Raw genomic sequence first — 13,790 nt, 5'->3', positions numbered from 1 at the left:
ACTAATCACCAAACCGGCCCAAGGGGGTCAACTTTCGCCTGCCGCCAGGGGGTCAGATTTCACCCGCCGTTGACACGCTCGAACCGAATGCGGCCGACGAGGTGGCGAACCCACATTTACGGAGCTGGCCACGCCGGTCGGGTTGCGCCGCCGGAGGGAACGCGTTCGCTCACCAACTGGTCCTCGCGACATTCTGCCGGGTAACGTACTGCGAGTGAACGAGCCCTCACATCGGGAGGGCGGGTGCCGATCAGGACGGGGATTGATGAGCGAGGAAGCGATCACCTACGAGGTCGTCGACGGGGTGGCCTGGTTGACGATCAATCGCCCCGAGGCGCGGAACGCGCTCAACGGGGCGGTCCGGCAGGGACTGTTCGACACCGTTCACCGCTTCAACGCCGACGACTCCGCCAAGGTTCTGGTGCTGACCGGGGCCGGCGACAAGGCGTTCTGCGCCGGCGGGGACCTCAAAGAGATGGCGGAGACGGCGCTCACGGTTCCGCCACCAGAGTTCGCGCCGCAGTTCGGGCGCAACATCGAGGTCGTCAAGCCGACTATTGCCGCGGTCAACGGCGTCGCCTACGCCGGCGGATTCCTGCTGGCCCAGCAGTGCGACCTCGTCGTCGCGGCTGAACACGCCAGGTTCGCGGTCAGCGAGGTGAAGGTAGGTCGCGGCTCGCCGTGGGCTGTACCGCTGTCGTGGCTGCTGCCGCCGCGGATTGCGCTGCAGATTCTGATGACCGGTGACCCGATCACTGCCGAGCGGGCCCGCGAGGTCGGGATGGTGAACGAGGTCGTGCCCGCAGCGGAGCTGCGGGCCCGAACGCAGGAGATCGCCCTGCGGATCGCTTCCAACGCACCGCTTTCGGTACTTGCGGCGAAGAAGACGGTATACCTCTCCGCAGAGCACCACCTGACGGAGGCCTACGACCTCGCCGACCAGATATGGGAGCCGGTGTACCTCAGCGCCGACGCGCAAGAGGGTCCCGCCGCCTTCCGCGAGAAGCGCACACCGGTCTGGAAGGGACGTTAGCCGTGGCCGTGACAATGGAGTCCTTGATCACCGACATCGAGGCGGAGACGGCCGACCTGAGGTCGCTGATCGCCGAGTTGCCCGACGGCCCGGCCGGGTGGGACGCGCCCACCCCCGCGGCAGGCTGGGCGGTCCGCGATCAGATCAGCCATCTTGCGTTCTTCGACGACGCCGCGGTGCGGTCAGCCACCGACCCCGACGGGTTCACCGCCGAGATGCTGCCCATGCTGGCCGACGGCCAGATTTCCCCGGACACCATCGCCGAGCGCTACCGGCCGATGCCGACAGCGGAGCTGCTGTCCTGGTTCGACGGCGCGCGCCGCGCCCTCGTCGCTGCCTTCGCAGCGATCGACCCCTCGATGCGGGTGCCGTGGTTCGGCCTCCCTATGAGCGCGGCTTCCTCGCTGACCGCGCGGATCATGGAGACCTGGGCGCACGGTCAGGACATCGCCGACGCGCTGGGAGTGACCCGTGTGCCCTCGGCCCGGTTGCGCCACGTCGCCCACATCGGCGTTGGAGCGCGGGCGTTCAGCTACATGGCCAACGGCCTGGAGGTGCGCGAGGAACCCGTCCGTGTCGAGCTCACCGCACCGGGGGGCACGCTGTGGACCTGGGGCCCCGACGGCGTGCCCAACCGGGTCACCGGCACTGCGCACGACTTCTGCCTGCTCGTCACCCAGCGCAGGCATCGCGACGACACCGCACTGCACGTCACCGGTCCGCTCGCCGACCAGTGGCTCTCCATCGCGCAGGCCTTCGCCGGACCTCCCGGTGGCGGGCGCACCGCAGGACAGTTCGACGGAGGTGTGTCGTGAGGGACCCGGTCCGTATCGGCAATTGCTCGGGCTTCTACGGCGACCGGATCGCCGCGGCGCGGGAGATGGTCGAGGGCGGGACGGGCGAGCAGAGCATCGACGTGCTCTGCGGGGACTACCTCGCCGAGCTGACGATGCTCATCCTGGCGAAGGCCCAGGCGAAGGATCCGGCGGGCGGTTACGCGCGCACGTTCCTGACCCAGATGGAGCAGGTGTTGGGCACCTGTTCCGACCGCGGTATCAAGATCGTGGCCAACGCCGGTGGGCTCAACCCGGCCGGGCTGGCCGTCAGATTGCGCGAGCTTGCGGACCGGCTCGGTATCACCGTCCGGATCGCCCACATCGAAGGTGACGACTTGCGCGGGAACCTCTCCGCGATCACCCCTGCGGTCGGTGAGGTCAAGCCGGTCTCGGCCAACGCCTACCTCGGGGGTTGGGGTATCGCCGAAGCGCTGGGTGCGGGCGCCGACGTCGTCGTCACCGGACGGGTGACAGACGCCTCGCTGGTCGTCGGCCCGGCCGCCTGGTGGCACGGGTGGGAGCGCACCGACTGGGACCGGCTCGCCGGTGCCGTCGTGGCCGGCCACGTCATCGAATGCGGACCACAGGCCACGGGCGGCAACTACGCCTTCCTCGACGAGATCACCGACCGTCGCTACCCGGGCTTCCCGATCGCGGAGGTGGCGGCCGACGGCTCGTCGGTGATCACCAAGCACGCCGACACCGGGGGGCTGGTGTCGGTCGGTACGGTCACCGCCCAGCTGCTCTACGAGATCGCCGAGCCGGCCTATCTGGGGCCCGACGTGGTGACTCACTTCGACACGATCTCGCTGGCCCAGCAGGCCGAGCGCCGGGTGGCGATCACGGGTGTCACCGGCAGCCCGCCACCGGAGACGCTCAAGGTGGCGCTGAACGAGGTCGGGGGCTACCGGAACACCATGACGATGGTGCTCACCGGCTTGGACCTGGAGGCGAAGGCCGCGTTCGCGCAGCAGCAGCTGTTCGACATCCTCGGCGGCCGGGGCTCCTTCGCCGAGGTCGACGTCCGGTTTCTGCGTTTCGACACACCGGACGCCCCCACCAACGACCAGGCGTGCGCGCACTTGCGGATCACGGTCAAGGACACCGACCCGCGCAAGGTCGGCCGGGCGTTCTCGAGCGCAATCATGGAGATCGCTTTGGCCGGGTACGCGGGCTTCCACACCACCACGCCACCCACGTCGGAGTCGGCGTTCGGCGTGTACCGTCCAGCGGCCGTGCCCCGGTCGAGCGTGACGCAGGTCGTGGTGCTGCCCGACGGTGAGCGCCGGACGATCGCCGATCCGCCGACCGGTAGCGTGCCGGCCGCGAAAGTCGCGGGCAGCTCGGCCGCTGCGCCGCCGACCGAGCCGACGTGCCGCGCGCCACTGGGTGCGGTGCTGGGCGCGCGGTCCGGCGACAAGGGCGGCAACGCCAATATCGGTCTTTGGGCCCGCGACGACGCCGGCTATGCCTGGGTGCGCGAGCACTTAACCGTCGAGCGACTGCGCGGGCTGCTCGGCCCGGAGGCTGCGCAGCTGCGCATAGAGCGATTCGAGCTGCCCAACCTGCGTGCGCTCAACGTTGTGGTGCACGGGCTGCTGGGGGAAGGCGTGGCATCCTCGACCCGGCCGGATGCCCAGGCGAAGGGCTTGGGCGAGTACCTGCGCTCCCGCATCGTCGACATCCCGCAATCCTTGCTCAGCGCGACCTGACAAATCCCGAATTTGGAGTAGCCGGGCCACTCTGTCGACGTATCGCCAATCAAGTCGCCGTCCTCTGCCTGCTGCTTGACGTAGCCCCTTTGCCAAAGCCGTGTTGCCGAACGATGTGATGACGATCGGATGACGCCAACAGCGTCCGGCAGGCGGAGAGATGGCTTTGTCCAGTTCCTTGCCGAACTGGACATCCAAAGAGGGCGCAACGATCTGCCCACGCGGTTGCCGATCTTGGCCAATGAGCGGGCACATCCACGAATGGGGATCACACGCGCAGGCGCCAGCCACCTGCCATTGGGCGTCTACATTTCAACTCAACCTGGAATTGTGAGCAGGTGTTAACGTTCGTAGTGTAGCTCCCGGCGCTGCAGTGCTGCGCGAGCCCTGGTTGCGAGCGAAGGAAGGTAGTAGTGAACAAGGTGGTCGTTGCCGGACGTACCCGGGTCGGCGGCGAGCGTCGGGAACGGATTCTCGCCTCTGCCACCGAGTTGATTGCCGAGCGGGGCTACCACGCTGTCTCCATGGCCGACATCGGCGTTGCATCAGGGGTTGTCGGGCCGGCCATCTATCGCCATTTCAACAGTAAGAGCGATCTACTGGCGGCCCTCTTCGAGCGAGTGGTGGACAAACTCCTTAAGCGTGCGACGGCGATCGTCGAGCAGTCCCGCGACGAGGCGGAGGCGCTGACCCTGCTGGTGTCAGACCAAGTCGCCTTGGTAATGGATCAACGCGAGCTGGCAATGGTGTATTACCGCGAAGTGCACAATCTGTCGGATCAGCACCAGAGCCGGTTGCGCCGAAAGCAGCGACTCTATCTAGAAGAGTGGGTACACCTCGTCGGAGAATTGCGGCCCGCGGTCGATGAGATTGAACTTCGGGCGATGGTTCATGGAGCGATCGGAGCCATTCAATCGATCTTGCACTACCGCGGCACTGGCCTGGCTCCCGAACAGACCTCTGCGCTGCTCGTTGCGATGGGTCACGCCGTGCTCGGCGTCCCCGCGTCGAGTCACCAGGTGCGCGGCGTGAACACTGAACCATCCTGTCCGCGTCCCGGTACGCCGCAGCACTAAGCAGGTCCAGGGTGTCAGCAACACACGAAGACGACCTCGCTCAGTATGTCTGCACGACGGTCTTGAGGGCGACAGCCGCCCGGAAAGGACTCATCTAATTGCCTGGCTGCATGCCCAGGGCTTCACGATTGATCAAATCCGACTGGTGGCCCCAACCCCTCTCCTTCTTCCTACAAGCCGCGTACTGGGTGATGAGGGACGGTACGTCTCTCTGCGCGAGCTGAGCACGGAAACCGGAATCCAGACGAAACAGTCGCCATATTGCGGGCCCTCACGGAAGGCATCGGGCAGGCCACGGAGATGATGCGTGGCTTCGCGCGCTGAACATGTTGAAAGCTTCAGCCCGACGATTTGGAGAGGCTCGCGAATCGACTCGCGACTGCTCCGCGCGAGGCTGCCAACCCACCGGTTGAGATTCGTGAAATCCTCGGGGCGCGGTCATGCTGGTCTCATCACGACCGACGCCGCTGGTGACGACGATGCTGGACCTGATCGAGAGCGCGTCAGCAAATGACCTGCCTTCCTTGAGGATTGGCGTGGCGTCCGGGTCAGCGGTCTCGCGCGCGGGCGACTGGTTCGGCAACCCCGTGAACCTGGCCAGCCGAGTGAGCGCGGCGGCGCGGCCAGGCGCAGTGTTGGTGGGACTCCACGCGGGCGATCGTCGACGACGACGCAGGCCTCCGGTGGTCGTCCGCCGGCGCATATCGTCTGAAGGGCGTCAGCCGCAAGGTCAACCTGTCTCGGGCGCGGCGCGCCCAGGCCGGCCGAGTAAGGCCCCCGTTCGAAGCGAGCTCGCCGGGTATCCGCCTAGTGAACAGTCACCGCCTAATGAACAGTCACCACCGACTTGATAAGCGAACGCCACCTCGCTATCGCGGCCCCTCGTAACCAATCTAGCGGTCGAATTCGATCTAAAGCGACCGAGCAATGATCTCCTTCATAATCTCGTTTGTCCCACCGTAGATCTTCTGAACGCGAGCATCGGCCCACATCCTGCCGATGGGATACTCGGTCATATAGCCGTAGCCGCCGTGGAGCTGCAAGCAGTCATCAAGGGCGACCATCGCACGCTCAGTAGTCCACCATTTCGCCATCGCGACGGTGGGGATGTCGAGTTCACCGCGCAGATGGCGGGCGACGCAGTCGTCGATGAAAACGCGGCTGATGTGGGCGTCGGTGGCGACCTCGGCGAGCTTGAACTTGGTGTTTTGGAAGGCGAAGACGGGCTTGCCGAAGGCATGCCGATCTTTGGTGTATTCCACAGTGAACTCGAGCGCTGTTTCTAGTACTGTCACTGCACCAAGCGCAAGGATCAATCGCTCTTGGGGAAGTTGCTGCATCAACTGAATGAACCCCTGGCCTTCAGTCGTACCCAGGAGGTTCTCAACCGGAATGTGCACATCTTCGAAATAGAGCTCGGAGGTGTCCTGTCCGCGCTGACCGACCTTGTCCAACACCCGACCCCGCCGAAAGCCCGGTCGATCGCCTTCGACCAAAACCAACGAGATTCCGTTCGCTCCGGCACTGGGGTCGGTCTTCGCAACGACGATGATGAGGTCGGCCTGAGCGCCGTTGGTGATGAACGTTTTGGAACCGTTGACAACGTATTCGTCTCCAACGCGCGATGCCTTGGTCGTGACAGATTGGAGATCGGAGCCAGTGCCCGGCTCCGTCATCGCAATCGCGCCAACCATCTCACCAGTTGCCAGTCTGGGAAGAAAGCGTTCCTTCTGCTCATCGGTGCCGTACTCGAGCAGGTAGTGGGCGACGATTCCACTATGAAGCGGCGCGCCCCATGCCGAATCGCCGATGCGGGCCTGTTCCTCAATCAAGACTGCTTCGTGAGCGAACGTTCCCCCACCTCCGCCGTACTGCTCGGGGATTGACATGCACAGCAACCCAAGATCACCCGCCCGGGTCCACAGGTCCCGATCCACGTGGTGCTGCTCGATGAAGCGGGCACTGTGCGGCGCGACCTCCTTCTCACAGAACGTACGTGCCAAATCCCGCAGTGCGTCGAGGTCGTCGTCCATCCAGCTAGAGCGGTTGGCTGCCATTACAAAGTCCTCACTGTGTTTGCTTGCGCACCGATCCCGCAATGGTCTCGCTTCGCCTGTGGGTACATGGTGTACCACGAATCGCACGCCGGGTACAACACGTACCCAGAACTTTCCAGAGCGCGGGGCGTTACGGTGACATCGTGGAGCGACAGCACTGGGTGGACACCACAGCGGTACGCCGCGCGGCCAGTAGGTTGCCGGGCCGTGAACTACGTCGTGAACAGATCATCGAAGCGGCGCTCAGCGCAATCGAAGAGAACGGGCCCCACGCACTCACGGGCCAAATCGCAGACAAGGCCGGTTTGGGACGCACACACTTCTACCGCCACTTCGCAAGTAAAGAAGAACTCGATCTTGCCGTGGCTCGTCACGTCCACCGCGAACTCACTGCGAAGATTCGCCTAACTCTGGATGTCCAGGGATCGCCGCTAGACGTGATACGCGCGCCGGTCACTCAGCACGTCATGTGGGCTGACGAGCACCCCAACCTCTATCGGTTCCTGGTGAACCGACACTATCGGCGCAGCACCGAGAAGACCGCGCCCGGCAGCAGCGCATTCGCCTCCGAACTCGCCGTCGCGGGTGCCCGTTACTTTCCTCGCTACGGCGAGGACTCAGAGGCGGCAGACCGCAATGTCGCCGCCATCATGGGCCTGATGGACGCTTCGGTCCTATGGTGGCTGGACCATCGCGACTCCACTCGTGACGAACTCGTCATTCGGTTGACACGGCAAACCTGGTTGATAATCAATGACAGGCTGCAGGAACTGGGATTCCAGCTTGATCCCCACTTACCACTCTGCGAACCGAAAACCTGACCAGGTACAACTCGAGCCTCCCCACGCTAAACCCTCCGTCTTCGACACCGCCATCAACGATGATTGCGTTGGCGCCGCTCACCGACGCCGCGCATCAACGCGAAAGCTTTCAATCCAAGCGACGGCGCAGCATCGCTAGTGCGCGCAACTACGCCACGCCACCTAGGAACTACCCGGAATATCTGGCGACTCTCCAGCAACTCGAGTCCCGCGCGGGCCACGGCCGCAGCATCCATTGGACGCGGTCCGGCGAACAGAAGCGCCGCCCCAGGGTCGGCAACTCGGTCGGTGACCATTTTCGTACTTACCACGTCAGGGCATAGCGCCCGTGCGTGGATTGGCAATCCCGCATGGTCAAGGTCGCCCTGCAGCGATGTGGTGAACGACAATACGGCCGCTTTGGTTGCTGCGTACATCGCTAGTCCAGGGATGGGCGCCAGAGCCGAGAGGGACGCGATGTTGAGGATCGCGCCCCCACCCGCGCCCATAGCGACAACTGCCGCGTGTGAGCCCGCAACGACACCTCGTACATTGACATCGAGGATCGACGCAATCTCGGCATCGCTGTGACTCCAGCTGTTACCCGCGATTAGGATCCCAGCGTTGTTTACCCACACCGCCAGAGGGCCAGCGGCTAAAGCCTGAGCAGCGACTTCCCGATGACCCGACGGATCTCGTACGTCGTGCGTGGCGCTCCAAGCGCCACCGCCGACCTCGGTGGCAGCGCGCTCCGCTGCGTCGCCATCCACATCCGTGAGCAAAACCTTGTGACCGGCAGCGGCGAGTTGTCTCGCGATCTCCAGACCAATCCCTCGACCTGCTCCTGTGACGACGGCTGTTGATGGTTCTAGCATGACCATCCTTTCCGGCAGTTTGCGTAGGTTTGCCGACTACGGTTCGCCGGGGTTTGTTGAGGATCTCCGAGGCCACTTGGAGGACTGCGTCGATTCCGCCGGCGCCCTGTAAGGGCGATGTGCTCGGCTAAGCACTCAAAAGTCTCGTGGAATGACCTAGATATCATCGGCGACACAACGTAGTAGGTAGGCCGTCGACAGGGAACAGGCAGGGACGCATTGTCCCACCGAACGCGGTAGCCGTCATCCAGACTCCAGGTGAATTCCCGCAGCATCTCGTGCAGTATTGCCTTCACCTCCAAGGTGCCGAAGTGCATCCCGATGCGCTTGTGCGCGCCTCCTCCGAACGGAAGCCAGGCGAAGCGGTGGGCCTGATCCTCGCGCCGTGGCGGCTCGAGTCGCGTTGGGTCAAACCGGTCCGGCTCGGTCGACACTGTGGGCGCAAAGTGGTTGACCGCAGGCGTGATGACGACGAGCACTCCGGAGGGGACGTAGTAGCCATCAATTAGGGTGTCGGTCACCGTCTTACGCATACCAACGGTACCGGTGCAACTAGTCTGAGCGACTCCTTGATGACCAAGTCCATCGCCGTAAGCCCCTCCAGGTCCTCAATGTCCGGCAGATCGTCGCCTAGACGGTCAGACTCAGCACGAAGTCGATCCTGCCATTCAGGATTCTTCGCCAAGAAGTACGCCACAGCGGCAGTGGTGATCGTTGACGTGTCATGAGCGGCCATCATCAGAAGGATCATGTGATTTATGCTGTCCGCATCAGTGAAGCGTTCGCGGTCCTCGGCGCGCGCCTCACATAGCGCGGCGAGTAAATCACCATTCTGCCCCGAGCGTGCCGTCGGTAAGTTCCGGGCGAAGGCCAACGAGAAGCAATCCCTGATCGCCGATAACTGGCTTCAATCCGCTACCGGTCGGCGGCGCGGCAAGTTCGCGAACCGGCCATCGTCGACGCACTCCGGGATAGCGCGCTCGACGCGCTGCGGGAGGGGATTCAGTAGTACCGACAACAGCCGGTCACGGGACTTGCTTGCCGAACCGGACGGCGATTTGGTCATCGAGTGCCCCCTTGATGTTGTTTCTCGCATTATCGGAAGGATTTCACCCATCGTTTACACCGGTGACCACCCTGTCAACGGCGGTCACAGTTGCCGCTCGAATGTCGGCGACTCCCCGCCGTCCTCGGATACCCGTCACTGAACAGAGCCGCCACTAGTCGACGCTATCGGCCCCGCTTGGGGCATAGGGCATGTCGGCCAGATGGGTGTTGGCCGGCTCGGGTGTCCCCCTGCGCGACGAGTTCGCGGGCGCGGGACGCGACAGGACGTAAGCGCGCCGCTTCGGCCTGCGCGCACGAAGGCGATACAAGAAGGTCGGGCTGGGCCAGTTGGTAGAGATCGACCCGCGCGCCGAGCGATACCAGCTCGTGCACATAGTCCACACGGATCTGTCCAGGCGGCGACTCAACCGGTCGTTGAAGCGCTTCTCCACATCGGCACGGACCTCGATAACACTTCCTGGATGGGCACGGAGAACCTTCATCAACCTGACGATGTGTCGGGCCTGCGATTCGAGCATGTAGACGATGGACCCGGATCCCACGTTGGTGTTGGGCCCGTACATCATGAGGAAATTCGGAAACTCTGGCACCGATAGGCCGTAGTAGGCGTGCGCGCCATCCGCCCACACGTCCGACAATTTTCGGTCCGAGCGGCCGTAGACCTCCATCGGGGAAAGAAACTCGGTGGCACTGAAGCCAGTGCCGTAGATGATCACGTCGGCGGCGTGGAAGTCGCCGTTCACCGTGCGGATTCCGCCAGGTTCTACTGCCCGGATATCGTCGGTGACCAATGAAACGTTGGGACGTGCGAGCGCGGGGTAATAGTCGCTGGAGAACAGAATCCTCTTGCACCCGGGCGCATAGTCCGGCGTCAGGTGGGAACGCAGCCGGGCATCCGACACCTGGCGACCTAGGTGCCGGAGGGCGATGACTCCCAAGACTCGCGCTACTGGCTTCGCGTCGACGAGTGCCAACGCCAACAACTCGAATATCGTCCAAATCATCAGACGTTCGCTGAGCCGCAGAATGGGCAACTTGCGCAGCAGTTGGTGATGCCGCCCACCGTACTGACGGTCGAATTTGGGCAGCACCCATGGGGCTGACCGTTGGAAAACGTCCAAGTGCTCAGCGCCTGCGGCGACCACCGGGACGAACTGCACCGAACTAGCGCCGGTGCCGACGACCGCAAGCCGCTTGCCGCTGAGATTCAGATCGTGGTCCCAATTCGCGGAATGAAACGACGGGCCCGCGAAGCCCGAGATTCCAGGAATATCAGGAACTGAGGGTCGGGACAGCTGGCCCACGGCCGAAATGACGACATCGCACTCCAATTCCTGACTCGTAGTCGTGGTCAGACGCCATGTGTTCGTGCGCTCATCGAAGGCCGCCTTAGCGATTTCGGTTTTGGTCCGAAGGAGGGACAGCAAACCACTTTCGTCGGCGACGCGGCGAAGGTAGGCGAGGATATCGCCTTGTTCTGCGTAACGCCGACCCCACCTGGGATTCGGCGCCGAGGAGATCGAGTACAACTGCGACGGGACGTCACAGGCCGCCCCTGGGTAGGTGTTCTCCCGCCAGACTCCCCCGACACCATCGCCCTTTTCGACAATGAGGACCCTGTCGAACCCTGCGCGTTTGAGGCGAAGTGCAAGGGTAATTCCGGCGAAGCCAGCGCCGATGATGACGATCGAGGGGTTACCAGGGGGATTGTCCTGGGTTGGTTCACGTTTCACGGGTTTCATCGTTAGCTCATACAACCTTCGTGCTGGGGCGCCTCGTGGTCAAGGCGTGCGCAGGGACGCTGTCAACGGACGGTGGCCGAAGTAGCCAAGAACTCGCCACCGAGCCTGAGGGCCTCACGTGCTTCTGGCAGTAGGCGAAACATCGCCTGGAAGACATGGATCTGGCCGCCGAAAACTTGCAACTGCGAGGAGACCCCTGCAGTTTGCAGACGTTTGGCAAAGACTCTGGAGTCGTCGAGCAACATCTCTCGTCCGCCGACCTGAATCAAAGTTGGTGGCATGTCCGTGAGATCAGCATCGAGCACGCTTATCCTCGGGTCGGCTGGATCGGCGCCCGCCACGTACAGACCAATTGTTCTCGACGCAGAGATGGCGGACGCAAAGGGGTCCCGTCTGCGCAGATCACGGTCCATCGCGAGTTGACATGTCAAATCCAGCACCGGCGACATCAGCAGCATGGCATCCGGCGTCGGCAGTCGATGTTCCCGAGCGCCAAGCGCCGTCGCCGCAGCAAGCTGGCCGCCTGCGGAATCGCCGGCGAGCGCCACCGTGCCAGAAGACGCGGTGATCGCGCTTCCCTCTGTCAACCATCGATAGGCGATCAGTGCATCATCTGCGGCCGCCGGGAAGGGATATTTCGGGACCAATCGATAGCGCACGGCAAATACCGGCCTGCGGGCGGCCGCGGACAGTTCGCTGATGAGGCCACGGTGGGTCTCGGGAGAGCACATAGAAAATGCGCCGCCGTGTATATAAAGAATCGGCGGAGCATCCGAGGCCACGTTGGCCGCCTTGACCCAGTCGCCTCGCACACGTTCACCGGCGAAGGGCGTGTCTACCTTCTCGACACTGATTGCGCGCCTTGGCCGCGACACCACGAGTGTTCCCCGTAGCACGCGGTCCATGACCGCGAAGCCATGGTCGTTGGCCGGAACCACTTGCGTGAGAGGTCGAAGAACGCGTCGCGCCGTTGCCGCGACCAGGTGGCTCGCCATGCTCGGATTCGGCCTGGCAGGTGAACTCATCCGGCGGTGTCCACCTTCTGTGGGGCAGTGTCCGCCTTTTTCGCCGGTCGCCGTTCGAAACGGTAGTCGGCCAAGTCGAATCGTCGACTGCGCCAGATCGACTCGACCGTCGTCGTGGGACGCAGAGGCACGTCCCCATGCTTGTCGAAGTAATAGCTGTTCGCGCCCGCGCAGCTGTCCTGCCAGAAGACCTGCGTATGCCGCCGTGCCAGCATCTCCGCGAAGAAGCGTTGATTCGCCTCCTCGCGTACCTCGACGTAGTTCGAGTCGGCCGTCCTGGCATGCCGGAGGCAACGGAGAATGTGACCCGCCTGTGCCTCGATGAGTGCGAAGTAGGACGACCCGTTGTATCCGTACGGGCCAAACACTGAGAAATGGTTCGGGAATCCTGGCACGCTGACTCCCTCATATGCCTGGAGTCGGTTCTCGTCCCACCACTGTGCCTGGTCTCGGCCGGCGACACCTCTGAGCGAGTAGGTGGGCATGCTGTCCGATTCCATGACCTTGAATCCCGTTGCCAGGACGAGCACGTCGATCTCGTGTCTGACGCCATCGGCCGTAATTACCGCGGTCTCATCCACCCGGGTGATGGGGTTGGTTTCAAGAAGGACGTTCTCGCGGTTGAACGTCTTCAAATATTCGTTGTGAAAGCTTGGTCGCTTGCAGCCCAGCGCGTAACGCGGCGTCAGCTTCTCCCGAACGACCGGGTCGGTGACCTGCCGACGCATATAGCTGATCGCTGCACGCTCGATCGCCGACGCCAGCGGTATGGCGGTATGGAAGTGCGCTGCGACGGGAAAGGTGAGTTCGACAAAGGCCTGGCTGGCTCCCCGCGCGGCGATCTGCGCTCCGGGTGCGAGCCGGAGAAGAGCACTCAGCGGGCGGGGCACCGCGAAGTCGAATTTCGGCAGACACCATATCGGGGTGCGCTGAAAGACGGTGAGTGTGTCCACGTCCTTGGCTATCGAGGGGATCAGTTGCACCGCCGAGGCGCCCGTCCCGATGACGGCGACCCTCTTTCCGGTGAGGGTCTGCTGGTGGTCCCAGCGCGACGTGTGCATCGTGACCCCGCCGAAGTCCCCGACCCCCGGTATGTCCGGCGATTTTGGTCGCGTGAGAACCCCGGAGGCATTGATGACGAACCTCGCTGTCAGTTCCTCGTCCGTCGAGGTAAACAAACGCCACAATGTCGATTCTTCGTCGAACTCAGCCCTCACAACCGTGACTCCGAAGCGGATGCGCGACGCGAGGCCATATTTTTTCACGCAATGCTTCGCGTAGTTCTTCAGTTCGATCCCCGGCGCATAGGTACGGGACCACGACGGGCGTTTCTCAAAGGAGAATTGGTAACTATATGACGGAATGTCTACTGCAATCCCCGGGTAGGTATTCCAGTACCAGGTTCCACCCACCCCTTGGGCCTCATCAACGATGAGGAAGTCCGAGAAACCTTCCTTCAGCAGCTTGATGCCCACTCCGATCCCGGAGAATCCAGCTCCGATGACCAATATCTCGTGGGTGGGGACCTCGTACGTAGGGGCTCCGGAGGTGGGGGCATTCTCGTCG

Annotated in this window: 11 protein-coding genes and 1 pseudogene; 6 read left to right on the top strand and 6 right to left on the bottom strand. The window is 63.4% G+C overall.

All coding sequences use genetic code 11. From position 1 onward, the window contains the following. Window positions 1-265: 265 nt before the first annotated feature. The 5 genes from ACZYY4_RS22770 (at window position 266) to ACZYY4_RS22750 (ending at window position 4,961) form a co-directional block, all read left to right on the top strand. Complete coding sequence (locus ACZYY4_RS22770; RefSeq protein WP_463812305.1) at window positions 266-1,033, top strand: enoyl-CoA hydratase/isomerase family protein; 768 nt, start codon at window positions 266-268, stop codon at window positions 1,031-1,033. Window positions 1,034-1,035: 2 nt separating this feature from the next. Further along, complete coding sequence (locus tag ACZYY4_RS22765; protein WP_463812304.1) at window positions 1,036-1,848, top strand: TIGR03084 family metal-binding protein; 813 nt, start codon at window positions 1,036-1,038, stop codon at window positions 1,846-1,848. After that, complete coding sequence (locus ACZYY4_RS22760; RefSeq protein ID WP_463812303.1) at window positions 1,845-3,581, top strand: acyclic terpene utilization AtuA family protein; 1,737 nt, start codon at window positions 1,845-1,847, stop codon at window positions 3,579-3,581. Before ACZYY4_RS22765 ends, ACZYY4_RS22760 begins: the two co-directional genes overlap by 4 nt. A gap of 413 nt (window positions 3,582-3,994) precedes the next feature. Next, window positions 3,995-4,657, top strand: a complete 663-nt coding sequence (locus tag ACZYY4_RS22755; protein ID WP_011895441.1) for a TetR/AcrR family transcriptional regulator — start codon at window positions 3,995-3,997, stop codon at window positions 4,655-4,657. After that, window positions 4,617-4,961, top strand: a complete 345-nt coding sequence (locus ACZYY4_RS22750; protein WP_463812307.1) for an adenylate cyclase regulatory domain-containing protein — start codon at window positions 4,617-4,619, stop codon at window positions 4,959-4,961. The genes ACZYY4_RS22755 and ACZYY4_RS22750 overlap by 41 nt, the downstream gene beginning before the upstream one ends. Before the next feature lie 607 nt (window positions 4,962-5,568). Here ACZYY4_RS22750 and ACZYY4_RS22745 read toward each other — a convergent pair. Continuing rightward, window positions 5,569-6,714 carry an acyl-CoA dehydrogenase family protein gene (locus ACZYY4_RS22745; protein WP_011895443.1) on the bottom strand — a complete coding sequence of 382 codons (1,146 nt, stop codon included), beginning with the start codon at window positions 6,712-6,714 and terminating at the stop codon, window positions 5,569-5,571. 143 nt (window positions 6,715-6,857) lie between these two features. Between ACZYY4_RS22745 and ACZYY4_RS22740 the strand changes: the two genes are divergently transcribed. Further along, window positions 6,858-7,535 carry a TetR/AcrR family transcriptional regulator gene (locus ACZYY4_RS22740; RefSeq protein ID WP_225397498.1) on the top strand — a complete coding sequence of 226 codons (678 nt, stop codon included), beginning with the start codon at window positions 6,858-6,860 and terminating at the stop codon, window positions 7,533-7,535. 53 nt (window positions 7,536-7,588) lie between these two features. On the opposite strand, the gene ACZYY4_RS22735 is transcribed toward ACZYY4_RS22740, so the two are convergent. The 5 genes and pseudogenes from ACZYY4_RS22735 to ACZYY4_RS22715 all read right to left on the bottom strand — a co-directional run bounded on the left by ACZYY4_RS22735 (window position 7,589) and on the right by ACZYY4_RS22715 (window position 13,735). Continuing rightward, complete coding sequence (locus tag ACZYY4_RS22735; protein WP_237159857.1) at window positions 7,589-8,389, bottom strand: SDR family NAD(P)-dependent oxidoreductase; 801 nt, start codon at window positions 8,387-8,389, stop codon at window positions 7,589-7,591. A 163-nt stretch (window positions 8,390-8,552) separates the two neighbouring features. Next, a pseudogene (locus tag ACZYY4_RS22730) lies at window positions 8,553-9,257 on the bottom strand (cytochrome P450); the annotation flags it as partial. A gap of 352 nt (window positions 9,258-9,609) precedes the next feature. Continuing rightward, window positions 9,610-11,199: a flavin-containing monooxygenase gene (locus ACZYY4_RS22725; protein WP_463812302.1), complete on the bottom strand. Its 1,590-nt coding sequence runs from the start codon at window positions 11,197-11,199 to the stop codon at window positions 9,610-9,612. Window positions 11,200-11,261: 62 nt separating this feature from the next. Beyond that, on the bottom strand, window positions 11,262-12,224 hold the full coding sequence (locus ACZYY4_RS22720; protein ID WP_463812301.1) for an alpha/beta hydrolase: 963 nt from the start codon (window positions 12,222-12,224) through the stop codon (window positions 11,262-11,264). After that, complete coding sequence (locus ACZYY4_RS22715) at window positions 12,221-13,735, bottom strand: flavin-containing monooxygenase (RefSeq protein ID WP_041800854.1); 1,515 nt, start codon at window positions 13,733-13,735, stop codon at window positions 12,221-12,223. The genes ACZYY4_RS22720 and ACZYY4_RS22715 overlap by 4 nt, the downstream gene beginning before the upstream one ends. Between the last annotated feature and the right edge of the window lie 55 nt (window positions 13,736-13,790).

The sequence above is a fragment of the Mycobacterium sp. IDUB_21 genome, from assembly GCF_055419425.1.
This window is presented reverse-complemented; position numbering and strand designations above follow the sequence as displayed.

Bases quoted from the DNA above. Each gene is read 5' to 3' on its own strand.
- ACZYY4_RS22770 (WP_463812305.1), top strand. From the start codon at position 266: ATGAGCGAGGAAGCGATCACCTACGAGGTCGTCGACGGGGTGGCCTGG.
- ACZYY4_RS22745 (WP_011895443.1), bottom strand. From the start codon at position 6,714: ATGGCAGCCAACCGCTCTAGCTGGATGGACGACGACCTCGACGCACTG.
- ACZYY4_RS22735 (WP_237159857.1), bottom strand. From the start codon at position 8,389: ATGCTAGAACCATCAACAGCCGTCGTCACAGGAGCAGGTCGAGGGATT.
- ACZYY4_RS22725 (WP_463812302.1), bottom strand. From the start codon at position 11,199: ATGAAACCCGTGAAACGTGAACCAACCCAGGACAATCCCCCTGGTAAC.
- ACZYY4_RS22720 (WP_463812301.1), bottom strand. From the start codon at position 12,224: ATGAGTTCACCTGCCAGGCCGAATCCGAGCATGGCGAGCCACCTGGTC.